Source organism: Psychrobacter sp. AntiMn-1, from assembly GCF_001854065.1.
GTDB lineage: Bacteria > Pseudomonadota > Gammaproteobacteria > Pseudomonadales > Moraxellaceae > Psychrobacter > Psychrobacter pacificensis.
Window position 1 is genome coordinate 2,979,073 of record NZ_CP012969.1, and the last position, 18,430, is coordinate 2,997,502.

The 18,430-nt window shown below is 43.2% G+C and carries 14 protein-coding genes; 7 read left to right on the plus strand and 7 right to left on the minus strand.

Features of this window, described 5'->3' with window-relative positions:
* Positions 1 to 24: 24 nt before the first annotated feature.
* From fabZ to AOT82_RS12920, 3 genes are all read left to right on the plus strand, one after another.
* Entirely contained in the window at positions 25 to 561 is a 537-nt protein-coding gene (fabZ, locus tag AOT82_RS12910) for a 3-hydroxyacyl-ACP dehydratase FabZ (protein ID WP_058023665.1), read from the plus strand.
* Between the two features lie 173 nt (positions 562 to 734).
* On the plus strand, positions 735 to 1,514 hold the full coding sequence (gene lpxA, locus AOT82_RS12915; protein ID WP_071003795.1) for an acyl-ACP--UDP-N-acetylglucosamine O-acyltransferase: 780 nt from the start codon (positions 735 to 737) through the stop codon (positions 1,512 to 1,514).
* Positions 1,515 to 1,831: 317 nt separating this feature from the next.
* Positions 1,832 to 3,184, plus strand: coding sequence for a sodium-dependent transporter (locus AOT82_RS12920; protein ID WP_071003465.1), 1,353 nt, complete (start codon positions 1,832 to 1,834; stop codon positions 3,182 to 3,184).
* Positions 3,185 to 3,308: 124 nt separating this feature from the next.
* On the opposite strand, the gene tgt is transcribed toward AOT82_RS12920, so the two are convergent.
* The gene (gene tgt / locus AOT82_RS12925) at positions 3,309 to 4,460 is read right to left on the minus strand and encodes a tRNA guanosine(34) transglycosylase Tgt (RefSeq protein ID WP_071003467.1); all 1,152 of its coding nucleotides are present in this window, start codon (positions 4,458 to 4,460) and stop codon (positions 3,309 to 3,311) included.
* Positions 4,461 to 4,559: 99 nt separating this feature from the next.
* Between tgt and AOT82_RS12930 the strand changes: the two genes are divergently transcribed.
* A complete protein-coding gene (locus AOT82_RS12930; protein ID WP_071003469.1) occupies positions 4,560 to 4,871 on the plus strand; it encodes an SOUL family heme-binding protein in 312 nt (103 codons plus the stop codon).
* 101 nt (positions 4,872 to 4,972) lie between these two features.
* Here AOT82_RS12930 and asd read toward each other — a convergent pair whose 3' ends face one another.
* Complete coding sequence (gene asd / locus AOT82_RS12935) at positions 4,973 to 6,106, minus strand: aspartate-semialdehyde dehydrogenase (RefSeq protein ID WP_071003471.1); 1,134 nt, start codon at positions 6,104 to 6,106, stop codon at positions 4,973 to 4,975.
* Between the two features lie 471 nt (positions 6,107 to 6,577).
* Here asd and AOT82_RS12940 point away from each other — a divergent pair, with 471 nt between their 5' ends.
* Positions 6,578 to 7,708 (plus strand): endonuclease/exonuclease/phosphatase family protein, encoded by a 1,131-nt coding sequence (locus AOT82_RS12940; RefSeq protein WP_071003473.1) that lies wholly within the window; start codon positions 6,578 to 6,580, stop codon positions 7,706 to 7,708.
* 534 nt (positions 7,709 to 8,242) lie between these two features.
* Here AOT82_RS12940 and AOT82_RS12945 read toward each other — a convergent pair.
* Together AOT82_RS12945 and AOT82_RS12950 are read right to left on the minus strand one after the other, a co-directional pair.
* Entirely contained in the window at positions 8,243 to 9,637 is a 1,395-nt protein-coding gene (locus AOT82_RS12945; RefSeq protein WP_071003475.1) for a peptidylprolyl isomerase, read from the minus strand.
* Positions 9,638 to 9,793: 156 nt separating this feature from the next.
* Positions 9,794 to 12,838 carry an LPS-assembly protein LptD gene (locus AOT82_RS12950; RefSeq protein ID WP_071003477.1) on the minus strand — a complete coding sequence of 1,015 codons (3,045 nt, stop codon included), beginning with the start codon at positions 12,836 to 12,838 and terminating at the stop codon, positions 9,794 to 9,796.
* A gap of 379 nt (positions 12,839 to 13,217) precedes the next feature.
* Between AOT82_RS12950 and AOT82_RS12955 the strand changes: the two genes are divergently transcribed.
* Entirely contained in the window at positions 13,218 to 14,333 is a 1,116-nt protein-coding gene (locus AOT82_RS12955; protein WP_071003479.1) for a phosphotransferase, read from the plus strand.
* A 49-nt stretch (positions 14,334 to 14,382) separates the two neighbouring features.
* Entirely contained in the window at positions 14,383 to 15,126 is a 744-nt protein-coding gene (gene murU, locus AOT82_RS12960; protein WP_071003481.1) for an N-acetylmuramate alpha-1-phosphate uridylyltransferase MurU, read from the plus strand.
* 178 nt (positions 15,127 to 15,304) lie between these two features.
* Here the strand turns inward: murU and AOT82_RS13875 are convergent, their stop codons facing one another.
* From AOT82_RS13875 to AOT82_RS12970, 3 genes are all read right to left on the minus strand, one after another.
* Positions 15,305 to 15,454: a hypothetical protein gene (locus AOT82_RS13875; RefSeq protein ID WP_156770998.1), complete on the minus strand. Its 150-nt coding sequence runs from the start codon at positions 15,452 to 15,454 to the stop codon at positions 15,305 to 15,307.
* Between the two features lie 92 nt (positions 15,455 to 15,546).
* Positions 15,547 to 16,563 carry a cytochrome d ubiquinol oxidase subunit II gene (cydB, locus tag AOT82_RS12965; RefSeq protein ID WP_071003483.1) on the minus strand — a complete coding sequence of 339 codons (1,017 nt, stop codon included), beginning with the start codon at positions 16,561 to 16,563 and terminating at the stop codon, positions 15,547 to 15,549.
* Positions 16,563 to 18,062 carry a cytochrome ubiquinol oxidase subunit I gene (locus AOT82_RS12970; protein ID WP_071003485.1) on the minus strand — a complete coding sequence of 500 codons (1,500 nt, stop codon included), beginning with the start codon at positions 18,060 to 18,062 and terminating at the stop codon, positions 16,563 to 16,565. The genes cydB and AOT82_RS12970 overlap by 1 nt, the downstream gene beginning before the upstream one ends.
* Positions 18,063 to 18,430 lie beyond the last annotated feature (368 nt).

Genomic DNA, 18,430 nt, shown 5'->3' on the forward strand with positions numbered 1-18,430 from the left:
AAAACATAGCAAGGAAGCCTCATTATGAGCAATGACCATATAGATATCCCAACTGATGAAGACATCAAAAGCTTGGCTGAGCAAGGTCTTACCCTGCCACTAACGTATCATACGATTAAGCATTATTTACCACATCGTTATCCTTTTATGTTGGTCGATAGAGTGGTCGCTTGTACACCAGGAGAGTGCATTACGGGTATCAAAAATGTGACCATTAATGAAGAGTTTTTTAATGGGCATTTTCCTGACGAGCCAATCATGCCAGGGGTATTGATGGTAGAGGCAATGGCACAGGTTTCAGGCATACTTGGGTTCATTACCGCAGGTCTGACTTCAGAAGATGGCTATCTGTATTTGTTTGCTGGTGTGGATAAAGTGCGTTTTAAGCGCCGAGTCATTCCTGGTGATCAACTCACCATTCGTGCCAAGACAGTGATGCAGCGCCATGGTATTTATAAGTTTGATTGTACGGTGCATGTCGAAGACGAACTTGCTGCGAGTGCTCAAATCATGATTGCGCGTCAAGAGCAGCAAAAAATCAAAGACAGTAAAAGTGCCTAAGTTTGTAATAAGTTAGCATTCATAAAGCGCTATATCGAATCGATCTTCACAATTATAATGAGCTATTATATTGATATTTAACAAAGCAGCGGATATTGGCCTCATTCATGAAGCCAAACTGGCTGTATTTGGCTGACTATTTATTTGCATTAAATGATACAAGGGCCCACATCATGAGTCAGATTCACCCTACAGCACTCATCTCACCATCTGCACAGATTGATGAGACTGCCATCATTGGTCCCTACTGTATCATTGGTGATGAAGTGTCAATTGGACCACATACTGTGTTGCATAGGCATGTCGTTGTCACAAAGTTGACGCGTATCGGTGCACACAATCAATTCTATCAGTTTGCGAGTGTTGGAGAGGATCCTCAGGATCTAAAGTATGCAGGTGAGCGTACTTGGCTTGAGATTGGCGATCACAATACGATTCGCGAAGCTTGTAGCCTACATCGCGGTACTGCACAAGATAGTGAGCTAACCAAGATAGGTAGTCATAACTTGTTGATGGTCAATACTCATGTGGCGCATGATTGTGTGATTGGCGATCATAATGTGCTGGCAAATAATGTTGGTGTTGCAGGTCACGTGACTATCGGCAGCCATACAATCATCGGTGGTAACTCAGGCATTCATCAGTTTTGTACAGTAGATGACTATAGTCTGGTTGGCGGCGCCAGCTTGATTTTAAAAGACGTCGCAGCGTTTACGATGGTGTCTGGTAATCCAGCAAAAGCTCATGGTCTAAATATCGAAGGCATGCGCCGAAAAGATTGGTCGAAAGAAACCATTGATGTCCTACGCCAAGCGTATCGTACTATTTTTAGATCGGGTCTGACGACAGCGCAAGCTTTAGAGGTTCTGCAAGGTGAGCTACTATCTCAAGAGCCAAAAGTTCAATTGTTGATTGATTCACTACAAAAAAGTCGTCGCGGGGTGGTGCGTTAAACGCATATTGAGCTACGATAGAAGCTAGGCTAGATAGTCGTTTTTTACAGTTTTAATCTGCCTAAATTTTATTAATAAAAGATAATATTGCTAAAAGCCATAACCAATTGTTATGGCTTTTTATATTTATGAGTGCTTGACTTTTTTGGTCGCTTAGCAGAAACTGAGCGTTTATGATATTGTAAACAATTCTTTCTTAATGTTACGGGGCACTCCATATTGAAGTGTTTACTAAATAGTTTGATAGTAGTAGTGACTATTTATGATGATCAAGGAGGATTGTCAGTAGCGTTATTTGAAGTACGAGGACGCAAAAAATGGCTATCAATAAACAAGAACATGCGCAATGGAGCTCAAGTTTTGGCTTCGTGTTAGCGGCAGTAGGTTCAGCAGTAGGTTTGGGAAATATATGGAAGTTTCCATATATGGTGGGTGAGAGCGGTGGTTCAGCTTTCGTTATCGCTTATTTATTCTGTATCGCGCTAGTCGGTTTTCCAATATTAGTTGCTGAATGGCTCATTGGTCGCCGTGGACAAAAAAACCCAGTCAACACGTTTGCGGATGTGGCTGCTAGCGAAGGTAAATCTCGTAGCTGGACCATCGTTGGTGCTACTGGTATTTTGGGTGGCTTTTTAATTCTATCCTTCTATAGTGTGATCGGTGGTTGGGCACTTAACTATATCACCAAAGTGGCGTCAGGCAGCTTTACAGGTCAAGATAGTGATTCTGTGGCTGCGACCTTTGATGCGATGCTAGCATCAGCCGGTACATTGACGATTTGGCACACTGTATTCATGATTTTAACGGCCGTTATCGTTGGTATTGGTGTAACGAGTGGTATCGAAAAAGCAGCCAAGATTTTGATGCCACTATTGGGTGTGATCCTTTTCGTTATCGTTGGTTATAACATAATGAATGGCGGTTTTGGTGAGGCAGTTGCTTATTTGTTCACGCCAGACATGAGCAAGCTGACGGCTGACGTTATGCTTGCAGCATTAGGTCATGCCTTCTTCACGCTATCGATTGGTATGGGCATCATGGTTGCTTATGGTTCGTATTTGGGCCGCGAAGTGAACTTGCTAAAAACTGCACGTACCGTTGTTATTTTGGATACGGTTATCGCTTTGGCGGCTGGTTTAGCCATTTTCCCAATTATCTTTAGTAACGGTCTAGATCCTGCGTCAGGTCCTGGTCTGATCTTCGTCAGCTTACCGATTGCTTTTGGTAGCATGAGTGCGGGTATTATCATTGGTGCATTGTTCTTTTTGCTTATTACCTTTGCAGCTGTCACCTCATCTATCTCATTACTAGAGCCAACGGTTGAGCTACTAGAAGAGCGTACGTCGATGAGCCGTACCGTATCGACTATCGTTGCCAGTACTGTGATTTGGCTATTAGGCATTGCCGCATTGCTATCGTTTAACCTATGGTCTGAATTTACTATTATGGGTAACGGTATCTTTGATGCCCTAGACAAGATTACCAGTAAGTTCCTGTTACCTCTAACAGGTCTTGCGGCTATCGTATTTGTTGGTTGGAAAATGGATCAGCGTAGTATTCAGCAAGAGCTTGGTTTATCTAATGCGACATGGCAGCTTTGGCAAATTGTTGCAAAATTCATCGCGCCAATCGCTGTGATCGTGGTATTTGTTACCTCACTGATGGGCTAATAGTTATTTACAATGATTTAGACATGCAAATCATTGAGTGATAAAAGCAACACACATAAAAAGGGCTTAAGAATTATCTTAAGCCCTTTTTATGTCTAATAATATCAATAAATACTAAAATGGATTAACGCAAGTTTAACTCAGGAATGGTTTGTCCACGCTTATTATAAAATTCGCTAACGAATTCATCAAACTGATCTTGCTCAATGGCGTCTCTGATACCTTGCATCAAACGTTGGTAATAGCGCAAGTTGTGAATGGTGGCAAGCTGCGCGCCAAGCATTTCTTTACATTTATTAAGATGATACAAATAAGCACGGCTAAAGTTTTGGCAAGTGTAGCAGTCACATTCAGGATCTAATGGGCCTTCGTCGTTACGATACTGGCTATTACGGATACGTACCACACCAGCATTGTCTGCATCGCCCGTCACAAAGTAATGGCCATTACGCGCGTTACGAGTTGGCATCACACAATCGAACATGTCCACACCGCGGCGTACGCCTTCAACTAAATCCTCAGGCTTACCAACGCCCATTAGATAGCGCGGCTTATCTGCTGGCATATCATCAGGCAGGTAGTCTAGGACGTCCATCATCTCATCTTTTGGCTCACCAACTGAAAGACCGCCGATAGCATAACCATCAAAGCCGATATCTAGCAAACCTTCGAGTGATTGCTGGCGCAAATCGGGATACATACTGCCTTGTACGATACCGAATAATGCGTTGGTGCTACCCAGTCTATTGTGCTCATCAACGCAGCGTTGTCCCCAGCGTAGTGATAGCTCTAGAGATTTCTTTGCTTCATCGTGAGTCGCTGGATAAGGGGTGCATTCATCGAACTGCATGACGATGTCTGAGTTCAAGCTATACTGGATTTGCATGGATTTTTCAGGAGAAAGAAATACTTTGGCACCATCGATAGGCGATTTGAAGTTAACACCTTCTTCGGTAATTTTACGCATGGCCCCCAGACTGAATACTTGGAAGCCGCCTGAATCCGTCAAAATAGGCTTGTCCCAATGCATGAACTTATGCAAGCCGCCAAATTTATCAATCACTTCCGTACCTGGGCGTAACCAGAGGTGAAAAGTGTTGCCTAAAATGATATCAGCACCAATGGCTTCGATATCACGTGGCAGCATACCTTTGACCGTACCATAAGTCCCAACAGGCATAAAGGCAGGCGTCTGCACGTCGCCATGATTGAGATGAACGGTGCCGCGGCGTGCACGCGTTGCACCGCTGGCTGTTTTATGTAAGACAAATTGCATATGTTAACCGATATATGAGCTATGAAAATGGCGCTAATTATAGCATTGTTAGGGATTTTTTGGATATTGATATTCATTCTGTCAATATAGTCAGTCAGTATGCAGCAAGATGACGGAAAGTGGCGCGTACAATTCGCGATGCCCAGTAAATATACGATGGAGACGTCAGCAAAACCAAATAACCCAGAAGTCGAAATCGTCGAAGTACGAGCTCAAAATTATGACATTATCAAATTCTCAGGATTTACTGGAAGTAATAAAGTAGATAAAAAGACACAAGAACTGCGAAATTGGATGCAAAGCAAACATTTAACGCCTACAGGTGAGCCAGAATTGGCACGTTACGATGAGCCATGGGCATTGCCATTTTTACGTCGTAACGAGGTAATGATTGCGTATGAGCAAAAGTAATACTAGGGCATATAGTCATTGTTCTTAGCCATTTAGGTTCTTGACCACACAAAAAAGACAGCACTTGCTGTCTTTTTTATCTGATATTTTGGTTACTCGATTTAGTTGTTTTGCTCACGAATGATATTTAGCATACGGCGCAATGGTTCTGCTGCGCCCCACAGTAGCTGATCACCAACGGTAAAGGCACCTAAATACTCAGGACCCATTTTGAGCTTACGTAAGCGGCCTAATGCAACTGTTAATGTGCCAGTCACCGCGACTGGCGTTAAGCGATTAATAGTGGCTTCTTTGTCGTCTTCGACCAAGTCTAACCACTCGTTGCCGCTATTTTTTAGGGCGGCTTCAATCTCTTCTAGAGGGATATCTTTTTTGAGCTTGATGGTTAGACCTTGTGCATGGCAACGCATTGCCCCGACACGTACACACATACCATCGATAGGAATCGTGCTAGCTTCGTCATTACCAAGAATTTTGTTAGTCTCAACGCCGCCTTTCCATTCCTCTTTTGACTGCTTATTTTCTAACTGTACATCGATATAAGGAATCAAGCTACCGGCAAGCGGCACACCAAAGTACTGTGTAGGGAAGTCTGCTGAACGCTGTGTCTGAGCGATTTTTTTATCAATATCAAGAATGGCGCTAGCAGGGTTGGCCAGCTCATCTTGTACAGCGTCATGCAAAACACCCATACCTGAGATAAGCTCACGCATGTTATTGGCACCAGAGCCACTAGCCGCCTGATAGGTCATCGCACTGACCCATTCGACCCAACCTTTATTAAATAACTCACCAATCGCCATCAGCATCAAAGATACGGTACAGTTACCACCGATAAAGTCTTTTTTGCCCCTGGCTAGGGCGTCATCAATGACGCTGCGATTGACTGGATCAAGAATGATGATGCTATCGTCTCGCATGCGTAGCGTACTTGCCGCATCAACCCAATAGCCAGTCCAGCCGCTATCACGTAGTGGTTGGTGAACTTTTGACGTATAATCACCACCTTGGCAAGTAATAATCACATCACAGGCAGCGAGTGCTTCAATATCATAAGCGTCTTTTAGTTGGCCAGTTTTAATACCGTCGAATTTTGGCGCATCACCACCAGCATTACTGGTTGAAAAAAAGACAGGCGTAATACCGTTAAAGTCATTTTCTTCTTGCATACGTTGAATCAATACTGATCCTACCATGCCGCGCCAGCCTACCAAGCCTACTGTTAAATTACTCATGAAATTCAGTCCTATTTACAATTATTTGTTGCATCACCAACCGATAACAATGCCGTGAATGGTACAAAAAAGCAAGGCGTTTTGGCTATTATTTACTCGTTTTCCATACACTATTAACTATGTGTACTATAACTTTACGTTATTATTAGAGTCGCGCTTAGGTATTGGCAAAATATATTTGGTTGCCTATAAAGAATAAGTCTTTCGATAAAATACTTATTATTTTGATTGGGCAGGTATTGTAAATTTTTATGGCAGTTGTTGCAGAATCACGACTCATATATAGGCGAAAATCTTATGAAATGCTAAAGTAAGCTTCTAGCATTCATACTTGACGTCAGTTCAGTTACAACTCAGTTCATTTAAAACTCAGTTCAGTTAAGATAATGATGTGCGTTGTCATGGAATGAATGGCACAGCACATGTCATTATTGGCCCCATTATCATCTCAATAAACGGTTATCACATACTATGGATCTCTCACTATTATATTACAGCTTACAATGGCTCGCAGGATTCATCGCATTTGTAACGATCTGGGGTTGGGTGCCACTGGATAATTGGTGGGTACGTGGCGTCGAATTCCCACGCATTCAGATAATGGTACTGGGCATTATTGCTTGGATTGGCATGATCGTGTTTTTCTCAGAGTGGCAACTGGGACAATGGTTGTTATTTATAGTGCTTAGCATCACACTAGCGTTTCAACTCAGAATGGTATTGCCCTATACAAGGTTGTGGAAAAAAGAAGTTCAAAAAGCGAAAAATAAGCCAGAAGGGGAAGCACATCAATTAAAAATCATGGTGTCAAATGTATTAACACCCAATAATGAAACACAAAAATTGGTTGATTTGGTCAAGCATAGACAGCCCGACATTTTAATTACGCTTGAAACTGATAAAAAATGGGAGAAAGCCTTACAGCAAATTGAGTCTGATTATCCATATACAGTGAAGGTTCCGCTGGATAATCTATACGGTATGCACCTGTACTCTAAGCTTGAGCTCATAGATCCTGAAGTGAAGTACCTAATGATTGATGACATACCTTCTATTCATACGCAGTTACGCTTGCAAGGCGGCCGCGTGATTTGGCTATACTGCTTGCATCCTATGCCTCCAAGTCCAACTGAGGCTGATAAATCTACCACGCGTGATGCTGAGCTGTTGATGGTTGGCAAACACATCAAAGAAAATAAGCAAACCGCGATATTGGCTGGTGATCTCAACGATGTGGCATGGTCAAAAACCACGCGCCGCTTTCAGCGTATTTCTGGGCTGCTAGATCCTCGTATTGGTCGACACTTTATCAACACCTTTCATGTCAAATATCCGTTTCTGCGTTGGGCATTGGATCACATTTTCCATAGTGCTTGCTTTACAGTAGTTGATATCAAACGTATGCCGTCTATAGGATCTGATCATTTTCCTGTCATGACGACTTTACAATATGAGCCAGAAGAAACGAGTAAGCAAGAAGGTAACGCGCCTACTGCAGAAGCAGAAGATGTAGCAGAAGCAGATAGCAAGATTGAAGAAGGTAAAAAAGAAGGCAAGAAAATGTCAGATGAACGCAAAGAAGCGCAAGGCAGTTTTAGTTGATAAGAAGTGCGACGTATAGGTTAAAGTTTACTCTTATAACGTAAGCATATGCTTACGTCAAATAAGGTCTTTAGCTTCTATTCGTACCAAATTGATTGTCCTATAATACATTCATCAACACAAGGATACGCAAGGATGCAGTGTTGAGACGGTATCAATAAAAGAACAGGTCAGCCCGCTGTCTTATACGTTACTGTTTATGACTTAGGATGAGTCAACACGGAAGAGAGATAATAACAATAACATGAAGCACTGAAGCCCCGAACCAATCGCCCTAGGTTCGGGGCTTTTCTTTGTGCATCCTTTATCGATTTGTAATATTCTTGCTATAAACAGCTAAATAGATTGGTTTAACCGTCTGTTAAGTTAATTGTACTTAGGCGGTTTGCTATCCATTATTCTAATTAACTGGCAGTCAATTTCTAAATAAAAAAAGGGCATATGCATTGGCATATACCCTTTTTCTGTGCAAGCTAATTAGTATTATTAGCGTTCAGTGTATTAACTTATGACCAAGCAGTTGAACGTAAGTCTTTAACCGAGTACTTGGATGTAAGCACCTGCACGCAATTCTTGCAACCAGTCTTCTTGTGCTTGAGGCGCTAGGCGTTGATACAAAGCTTGGCGTGCCATATTGCGACGATATTGCTCGCTCACATCCTGCTGACGCTTACCGTCAACCTTTAGGATATGCCAGCCAAACTGAGTTTTGAATGGAGCAGAGTAGTCACCAACGGCTGTGTTTTTCATTGTGGCTTCAAATGGAGCCACCATATCTTCTTCACTGACCCAATCAAGATCACCACCGCGTCCAGCCGATCCTGGATCGTCTGAATAGGTTGATGCTAAGGCAGCAAAATCAGCGCCATTACGCAGTTGCTCATACAAATCATTAATTTTCTGTTCAGCCAGTGCATCTGTCTGTAACTCATCGACTTTTACTAAGATATGACGAGTGTGCCACTGCGGAATCAGCATGGTATCACTGGCTTTTTTATCAGCCAGCTTAACGATATCGATACCTTCAGGCGTTAGTAACGGCTCACTAACTGCACCAATATCGAGATTGGTAATTTTGCTTGATAGCTCTGTCGGCAGGGAGGCGGCTTTGTGAAAGCCCATATCGCCACCTTGAATAGGGATAGGATAGCTACCTTGGCTTGCAGCAACAGCTTCAGAGACATTGACATTTGGTTCAAGTAAACGAGTACGCAAATCCTGTGCAACTTTTAGCGCTTCCTCACGTTGAGCTGCTGACAGACGGCTGTAGTCATCTATATAAGGAACGCGTACATGCACAGTTTGGTATTCACTTTGGTTCAAACGTTTTGCTTCAGGCGACGCCAAAAATGCATCAATATCTTGCTCGCTAATGCGTACTCGGCGACTGATTTGACGCTGCTGCAGCTCTTGAATAGCAGCATCTTCGATCAGTTGAGCACGTAATGCGGCATAACTACCAGGACGCGCGGCATCTAAGCGTTGCTGTAATGCTGAGATGCTATTAAGCCCTTGAGATTGAGCAATTTGAGCAAGGCGTTGATTGATCTCGGTCTCATCAGGAGATAGGCCGACACGTTTTACCATTGATAGTTGCAATTCACGCAAGATAAGCGCGTTTAGTACCTCAGACTGTAGTTGTGCTGAGTTTGCAATTGGCTCGCCCGCTGCTCGTGCGCGGGCTTGGGTTTGTGTAATGGCATCAACCAATTCGCTCTTCAAGATAGCGTTTTCATTGACCAAAGCCACGATGCCATCAGTACTATTGGCAGGTGTCAAACGATCGACGGTATTTTGTCCAGCCGGATTCGACGTTTGTGCTACTGCAGGTGCCACCGTGGCTGCTTGAGCGCTCAAAGTGAGCGTAAGGCTGGCCCCTATAGACAGTAGTACAACGCGGCTGGTTTGACGTAAAGAAAAAAATCTCATGATGCTCCTCATCAATATCATCGCATCGGATGGTAGTTGGTCAACACGATCCAATACTTTTAATCATTAAATACCCGACAGTGTTGTCCATAATTGGATTGTAGATAGTGCTTTATACATTTTTATATAAATAATATTTTACTTCAAAAAATCTCGTTAGTCTTTCCATGCAGTTTGGACAGGTTCAAAGCCTAATATCTTATCAGAGAGCAATCGTGTTAAGCGGCTACTGCCACTACCAAGCCCATTTAATCTAATTTCCGCCATAATAGCTTGTGTTGGCTCGTCTTTGACATTTAAGTCATTATAGTAACGACGACCATAAACTGCAAAGCCAAAGCAGCAATCTTCATAATCAACGCCGATAAGTGAATCGAGCATCTTATTACTATTATAGTCATATTGACCTTGAGCCAATATCCGCCAGCTATTGTTGATAGGGAAAACAGCAGAGGCGGTAAATGCGGACAATGGCAACTGATCCGTATTTTCATCACGCTGGCGCTTGACATAGCCCACATTGAACAAGCTATTGTCTGATGGCTGATAACGTAGCTCAGTCGTGATATAGTTCAAATCATAGTCGTTAGTCAGCGCACCGCTCACATCAACCCAAAAATTGTTATAAGGTTGGGTGCTGGTAACCCATACCATGCCTGAGGAAGAAGAGTTGAAAACTCGTTGCTCATCATCAAGCGTGACACGACCATCATCTATATAGAACTGTTCTGCAATGCTACCATCAAAACGTGTCACACCCGTTGCATCGATGTAACGATAATTGACACCAGGCGTAATAGAGTGCAGATCTTGCAAGCGGTCATGGCCTAAAAACCAACTGTCTGAAAATAGCTGCTCATAGTTGATAGAGGCAATACGAGTATTGAAGTTAGGGATATCATTTTGGTTTTTGTACGGTGAATACGTGTATTTCACCCGCGGGCTAAGCAGACGATAGCCACCCATGGTGTCATCAAAAGCGCCAAAGGGTGAACCTGCTTGGTAGAAATTCAGACCTGCATCAATACTGGCTTGTGGCACAAATACGGATTGGCTACCATCTTCTTCACTGATGTTATTGTCTGCCAAGCTGTCTTCATCATAGGAAGTATAAAGGTGCTGTAGGCTTAGCTTCGGTCTAATATAGCCCCAAGACTTCTCCATCGGATAGACGGCACTTATTTTGTTATAAATGCGTGCGCCGCTCTTTTCATCCTCAGAGCCATCATCAATAGACTTCTTAAAATAGGCAGAATCATGTACACCAGTGATGTCAAAGTTCTTCGCCCACGGCAGTCGATAGTTGAGCTTTAGTTGTGGTAGGCGTGAATAGGGTTTGTCTTTATCCTCTAGAGCCTCACCATTATCAGTAAACGCATCTAACGTTTGAAAGGTTTCTACTTTTAACTCACCATCGACGTAATCATTATAATAATTAACTCGAGCACGCCTTGGTAGGTTGATGGTGTTATCTGATAAACCTAAGGTATCAAAATCATCAAGATAGTCTGCATCTGATACATAGCTATATTTGGCATCACCACTTAATCGCGGAATACTTTTCGATGACCAATAATGATCATAAAAAAAGCTTTTACGATCTTCGTCATTATATTCTTTGTCATTAGGCAAGTATGAACCGTTAAAAATGCCTTCTCCATAGTTTTCGGTCAAATAACGAAACTCACCTGAGAGCATAGGATTACGATCAGTATATACATGCGTATTGAGCGTGGCATCGTAGTTGGGCGCTAGGTTGAAGTAATAAGGAACATCAATCTCAACACCGCTCTTACTACTCACGCTCGCACTTGGTAATAAAAATCCGCTGCTACGACGACTGTCTATTGGGAAGTTAAAGTAGGGCAGATAAAAGACCGGTACGTCAGCAATGCGAAAAGTCGTATTATAGGCTTCACCGCGCCCTGTATCAGTATTCAAATCGATACTTTTGGCATCAAATTGCCATTTACGGTTGGTGGGTGGACAGGTGCTAAACATCACCTCGTCCAACTCGTACTCACTATCATTGGGCTTATTCAAGCGTTTAGCGTAGCCGTGTGCTTGTAGCCCAACACTAGCAAAAGCCACATCGTTGGCTGTTGATTGTCCAGTTTCAGTATTATAATTTAAGCTGTCTGCAACCCCAATCAAACCATCTTTTTTTGCTCTTTCATTAAAGCTGGCTTGAGCGTTGCTTGGTGCATTGCTACGTTGCAGTGATTGTCCTGTCGCCTGATCGGTAAACATGACTCTACCTTGTGCAGCAGCCACGCCATTGCTTAGATTAATCACAACTTTCTCTGCTTCGATATGCTGGGTGCCCTGATCGACTTTCACATTACCTGATAGCTCAGCATAGTTGATATTATTGTAATAACCGTAGTCTGACTCTGTGAATAAAGGTGCTTGATTGTTGGGAATACTGTCGACATCAGGTACGGGTTGTCCATTTGCACCGCCAGCTTCATTCACAGCACGCTGATAATTAGGGTTGCTCTTTGGATAGACCCATTGACCTTCACAGCGTTGTGCACTATCTATAGCGTTTGGCAATAATCGTAAGTTTTTACCGACTTTTGTAATGGTCTGCGCTGTAGGCGCTAAAGTACTCTGTATGTTATCTGACTCAGCATCTTCTATATTATCCACGTCATTTGAGACAGGAGTCTCTGGTGTAAGCTCATAGAATTCTGCCAAACGCACTAAGCTGTCTTGAATGCTCTCATCACTGATATCTAGCCGACGGTTATCCGCTACGGTATTTTCAGGTGTAGCTATAGCATTAGCGCGTGTGTCGCGGCTTACCTGATCGCTATCTGGCATATTTGATGGTTGTATTGAGGCGGTATCAGAAGACTCATTAATCTCTGTGATATTCAAAACATCATCGGAGGCGCTGTCTTCTAACTTAGCATCGCTTGCGAAACGGGTGTCATCAAAATCAGAGGCAGGAGTCGCTCTTTGAGAATTATCGATCTGTGAGCGCGCGTCTTTATAACGGATATCGTTGTAATCACTGCTTTGAGTCACATTACTGTTATTGGTATCAGGAAGGTAGCTGCTCGTACTACCAGCACTTGATGGCTCAGTTGTCTGTGTGTCAGCATCGTTGATGGCAGCATTAACCGTTAGGCTAGATAAGCCTAAGGCACCAAATAAGATTAAACGAATGCTTTGGTAAAGCGGAGAATATAACAAGGGCACACCTATGATTGCAGAGCCTATTGGATTGCGATACTGAATTGCATAGTCGTATTATTCAACAAGACCAAGTTGTTAATGAACGGCTAAAAAATCACTCATCGATAGCGTCATCTCAAGAATTTGGCTGTTTTACATATAATGACGACTAATCATAGTCAAAAAAAACCAAATCAGCTACACTATTTACCAAAATTTATAATATAGCCAAGCTGTTTTTAAATGAGCTAAAAATTTCAGCTTATCGTTAAATTACTGAATGATATCTTGATATGTCTACTAACGCAGTTGTTGCGGCTTAAGATATGACCATTTTAGCAAGTATTTGCCTGACTTATCACTACTTTAATTATTTATGATTTATATTTAACCTGTGATGCCCATTATGACTGATAAAACCACTATAGAGCCTGACATGACCGATAACAATAACGACAATCGCCAACAACAACTCGAGCATTGGTTGCAGCAAGTATTTGTAGATAAGCCCTTTGATCTAGACAGTTTACCGGGTGACGCGAGTGCGCGCCGCTATCATCGCATTCAACTGCTAGAGGCTGACGGATCAGGAGATACGCGTCATATCGTCATGGATTCTGCTGATGAGCAAGATGCCATGCGGCAGTTCATCAATGTTGCCAAGCTCATGTCGCCTGCAATCAATGTGCCGACGCTCATCGCACAAAATTTAGAAAAAGGTTTTTTGGTGCTACAAGACTTTGGTGCAGTAGAGTTTGCTCATTTGCTGAATGATGCAACACCAGAGCAAATCAATGACTATTATCAGCTCGCCATGCAGACGTTAGTAGCGCTGCAAACGGTACCAGTCGAGACTGCAAAATCTCAGTATCAGCTCCCAGATTACGATACGGCGTTATTAGATCGCGAAATGAATCTGTTTAGTGAGTGGTTTATCCCTTATATCGGCGTAGAGCTGAATGAGGAGGTGTGGGAAAACTTAAAATCGGCACTCATCAATGAAATCCTGCTACAGCCACAAGTCATTGTGCATCGCGACTATCATAGTCGTAACCTCATGCAAGACCAAGCGGACACATCGCGCTTAGGTGTGATTGATTTTCAGGATGCCGTCATCGGCTCTTATGCTTATGATTTAGTATCATTGGTACGCGATGCTTATGTTGAATGGCCAGAGCACCAAGTATCTGCATGGATTAACGACTTTTGGCAGCTACAAAAGCAACAATTGCTAACCACAGCCGATAATGTGGTTCAGCTTGAAAACGACGTTAATGTAATGGGCGTGCAGCGTCATTTAAAAGTACTAGGGATTTTTATTCGATTATCTGAACGCGATGGCAAAGATCGCTATTTGGGTGATATTCCCAAAGTCATGCGTGATTTAATTATTGAATTAAACTGGCTGGCTGAACAAGGTAATGATGCGATCAAGCATGCCGTCCTACCTTTTAATCAATGGCTAAAAGATGCTGTTCTACCTGCATACAAAGGTAAGTTTGCTTCAGCCTAGATGATGCTTAATCAAATTGATAAACTAAATAATAAAAATAGGAGTAAGCATGTCTAGCTCGACGATTACACAAGCCATGATTTTGGCTGCTGGCAAGGGCACACGTCTGCGACCATTGACACTAGATACGCCCAAGCCTTTGGTCGAAGTGGGCGGTCAGCCACTTATTGTCTGGCATATTAAAGCACTACAAGCCGCAGGTATTACCGATATCACGATCAATGCGTCATGGCTGGCAGATAAGCTGATGGATACCTTGGGCGACGGTGCGCAATATGGAGTCAAACTACATTGGTCAGTAGAAGGTGATGAGCCGTTAGAGACGGCAGGTGGTATTTTTCAGGGATTACAGTCAGGCAAGCTGCGAGACGAGCCATTTATTCTCGTCAACTCTGATGTTTGGACGACCTATGATTTTGCTCAGTTGCGAGACTATACATTAGGCGCGGATCAGCGCGCGCACCTGTTGTTGATTGACAATCCAGAGCACAATGATGGTGGTGATTTCGCTATTAATAATGGTCTTGCCAGCGAGCAGCCAGTTGGCGATGCGGACAAGTTTACTTTCGCTGGTATTAGCGTGATGTCTCCTACGTTGGTAGAGGGATTGGTATCAGGACAGCCTGCCGCATTGGCGCCACTACTTAAGCAAGCAATGATCAAATTCCAGATTACTGCTGAAGTGATTACTGATAACTGGATCGACGTCGGTACAGCCGAGCGCTTGGCACAAGTGAATGAATTTATTGAAAAAAACGATATCGATAATCATCAAGGTCGAATAAATTCATAAGATAAGCAAAAATACACTGGTAAACACAAAAAAGCAGCGTTGATCGTTCAACGCTGCTTTTTTACACAGATGATTTCTATATCTTGTTCAATCTTTACCAATAGAAATGAAGAGTGAATACAAGGGCTGGTAAATTGAGCGCGTAGCACATAGGTAACGACACTGTCTGATAACCGTGTTAAACGCCCATTGCCAGCTTAATCAATTGCGCAATCGTAAAGATCGTCAAAAATCCTGCGGCATATAAGCCCAAAAACCAAGCCCATTGTCTTTGCTTTTTACTCAGTCTTTGCTTTTTACTCAAATGTTTTTTACTGAGATTTTTCATAAAGACCTCTTATCTGACAAATTGAGCACAGGTGCCACAAAAATGTGTAGCACCTGCTTATCTCACTACTAGCTGCTTGTCATTTACAATGACTAGTACATATGTTCGTGATCAGTTTTACCCTTGAACACATAGTACGCATAAGCAGTATAACTTAAGATGATAGGTAACATGATTACCGCACCCACCAGCATAAATGATAGCGATGTATCAGTCGCTGCCGCCTCGTAAACCGTCATCTGATACGGCACAATGTATGGGAATATGGCGATACACACACCAATATAACCCAATAAAAAGAGCAATACCGTCAATAAGAAAGGACGATATTCACGCTCAGTGGTCAAGTCTTTACGCATAATAAAGAACACAATCAGCGCAATAATTGGCATCGGCGCCAGATAAGGCAAGCGTCCGAGTGTAAACCAATCTTCTAGCGCATCGATGTCTGAAAAATACATAAAGATGGTCACAACAATCATCGCAGCAACCAACGCCATCAACAGCCAGCCTGAAACCTTACGCGCCCACACTTGCAAATCGTGCTCGGTCTTTAAAATGAGCCACGTTGAGCCAAGCAGTGAGTAGCCGATAATCAAAGCCACCCCGCTGACCATAGAAAATGGGGTCAACCAATCAAATGGGCCGCCAGTATACAAGCGATTGCTCGCCTCAAGACCATGTACTAAAGAGCCGAGCATCACGCCTTGGAAGAAAGCGGCCAGCAATGAGCCAAAGAAAAAGAAGCCGTCCCAAATGTAGCGATGGGTGCTCGATTTAAAGCGAAACTCAAACGCCACGCCACGCAAGATCAGGCCAAACAGCATAAAGATGACCGGCAGATACAAGCCTGTCATGATAATGCCATAAGCGACTGGGAAAGCTGCGAATAGACCGCCGCCACCCAATACCAGCCACGTCTCGTTACCATCCCAGAATGGGGCGATAGAGTTCATCATGCGACTACGGTTTTTGTCTGAGCCTGCAAACGGAAATAAAATACCACAGCCTAAATCAAAGCCATCAAGCAGGACATAAATGAAGACTGCAAGCGCAATCAATCCACCCCAAATTAAGGGTAAGTCTAATACATCACCGAAATTAAACATTAGCGTAACCCTCCATCATCGATGTCATCTGCTGGTGTGTCGATATCTTGCTTGGTCGTGTGACCAGCAGGATCATTATCTCCGCTCAGCGTACGACCTTGACCTTCGGTTACTGAATGCTCGTAGAAATTGTCTTCGGCAGGATCGGTATAAGGTTTTGGCCCTTGACCAATCAAGCGCAAGATATAAAAGCTACCTGCACCAAAAACAAAGGTATAGACGATAATAAAGCCGATCAATGTAGTGGCAACCTGTTGGGCTGCTAAGGGTGACATACTTTCAGCTGTACGGATTACACCATAGACTGTCCATGGCTGACGCCCTGTTTCGGTGACAAACCAACCGGCAAGTAGCGCGATAAAGCCAAGCGGCGTCATCATCATCCATGCACGGTGGAACAGCTTGCTGTCAGGACTGAACTGCTGTTTTTTGAAGTATTTATAGACACTAAATAGACCCACAAGCACCATTAACATACCAATGGCAACCATAATACGGAAGGCCCAAAATACAATAATAACGTGTGGTTGGTCTTCTGTTGCCCAGTTTTTAAGACCCTTCACTTCACCATCTAAAGAGTGAGTGAGAATCAAACCTGTGACATAAGGGATTTTTACTTCGTATTTATTGGTTTGATTTTCTTGATCAGGAATCGCAAAGAGACGTAATGCTGCCCCGCGCTCATCTTCCCAGATACCTTCCATGGCTGCGACTTTGGCAGGCTGATGCTCAAGCGTATTTAGCCCGTGCTCATCACCGATTAATACCTGCGCAGGTGCCACAAAAATCGCCATAATCATCGCCATGCCCAACATCACGCGGCCATGTTTTCGGTGTTCGATGTGCTTTTTGGATTGTAGATAATAAGCACCAATACCACCAACCACAAAAGCAGTCGTCAAGAAAGCAGCGGTCATCATGTGTGCGTAGCGGTAGGGAAATGAGGGATTAAAAATAATCTCAAGCCAGTTGGTTGGATAAAGCAGACCATCAGCACCGACCATGAATCCTTGCGGCGTCTGCATAAAGCTGTTGGCGGCCAAGATCCAAAACCCTGAGATCAACGTACCGATAGCGACGGTTGCAGTGGCGACAAAGTGCATGCGCTTACTAACGCGGCCCCAACCGAAGAGCATGATACCCAAAAAGGAGGCTTCTAAGAAAAATGCAGTCAGTACTTCATAAGCGAGGAGTGGGCCTAAGACGTTACCCGCCTTATCTGAAAAGACTGCCCAGTTGGTCCCAAACTGGTAAGACATTACTACCCCTGAAACCACACCCATACCAAACACCACGGCAAATATTTTTACCCAGTGTTTGTAGACTTCCGCAAAAACAGGATTGCCTGTTCTTAACCAGCGAAACTCAAGTACGGTCAGCCAGCTAGCAAGTCCAATAGAAAAAGCGGGAAAGACAATATGAAAGGAGACAACAAAAGCAAACTGGATACGCGCGAGTGTCAGCGCATCGAGCTGGTCAATCATAAACGTAGCAAACATAAATGGTTACTCTTATCTGTTAGCTTCATAGCGCTGTCTTCCGTACAACGCTCAAGTAACTGTCCGTAACGGTACATAAATCAAGGTGACAATGATTACGGGCAATGGCTCTTAGTGGCGTAAAACTTTAACGACATCAGGCATAAATTGTGGCTAAGGTTACGATTCACTGTTTAGCTGAATTGAATAATTTATGTCCCTATAAACTCATATACTACAGGTATGTGCTATGCATATATTATGCGCTTCCCTAGATAGTGACGCAACCCGTGCGGTTAGACAGCTGCATACCTAGGAGTCAGAAAAACAAACATAAAACACCCTTGAAAATAAAATTAATTTTATGAATAACAATGACTTGGGAATAG

Coding starts and splice junctions, on each gene's coding strand:
- AOT82_RS12945 (WP_071003475.1), bottom strand. CDS start 9,637: ATGAGATTTTTTTCTTTACGTCAAACCAGCCGCGTTGTACTACTGTCT.
- AOT82_RS12940 (WP_071003473.1), top strand. CDS start 6,578: ATGGATCTCTCACTATTATATTACAGCTTACAATGGCTCGCAGGATTC.
- tgt (WP_071003467.1), bottom strand. CDS start 4,460: ATGCAATTTGTCTTACATAAAACAGCCAGCGGTGCAACGCGTGCACGC.
- cydB (WP_071003483.1), bottom strand. CDS start 16,563: ATGTTTAATTTCGGTGATGTATTAGACTTACCCTTAATTTGGGGTGGA.
- AOT82_RS12930 (WP_071003469.1), top strand. CDS start 4,560: ATGCAGCAAGATGACGGAAAGTGGCGCGTACAATTCGCGATGCCCAGT.
- AOT82_RS12955 (WP_071003479.1), top strand. CDS start 13,218: ATGCCCATTATGACTGATAAAACCACTATAGAGCCTGACATGACCGAT.
- asd (WP_071003471.1), bottom strand. CDS start 6,106: ATGAGTAATTTAACAGTAGGCTTGGTAGGCTGGCGCGGCATGGTAGGA.
- lpxA (WP_071003795.1), top strand. CDS start 735: ATGAGTCAGATTCACCCTACAGCACTCATCTCACCATCTGCACAGATT.
- murU (WP_071003481.1), top strand. CDS start 14,383: ATGTCTAGCTCGACGATTACACAAGCCATGATTTTGGCTGCTGGCAAG.
- fabZ (WP_058023665.1), top strand. CDS start 25: ATGAGCAATGACCATATAGATATCCCAACTGATGAAGACATCAAAAGC.
- AOT82_RS13875 (WP_156770998.1), bottom strand. CDS start 15,454: ATGAAAAATCTCAGTAAAAAACATTTGAGTAAAAAGCAAAGACTGAGT.
- AOT82_RS12920 (WP_071003465.1), top strand. CDS start 1,832: ATGGCTATCAATAAACAAGAACATGCGCAATGGAGCTCAAGTTTTGGC.
- AOT82_RS12970 (WP_071003485.1), bottom strand. CDS start 18,062: ATGTTTGCTACGTTTATGATTGACCAGCTCGATGCGCTGACACTCGCG.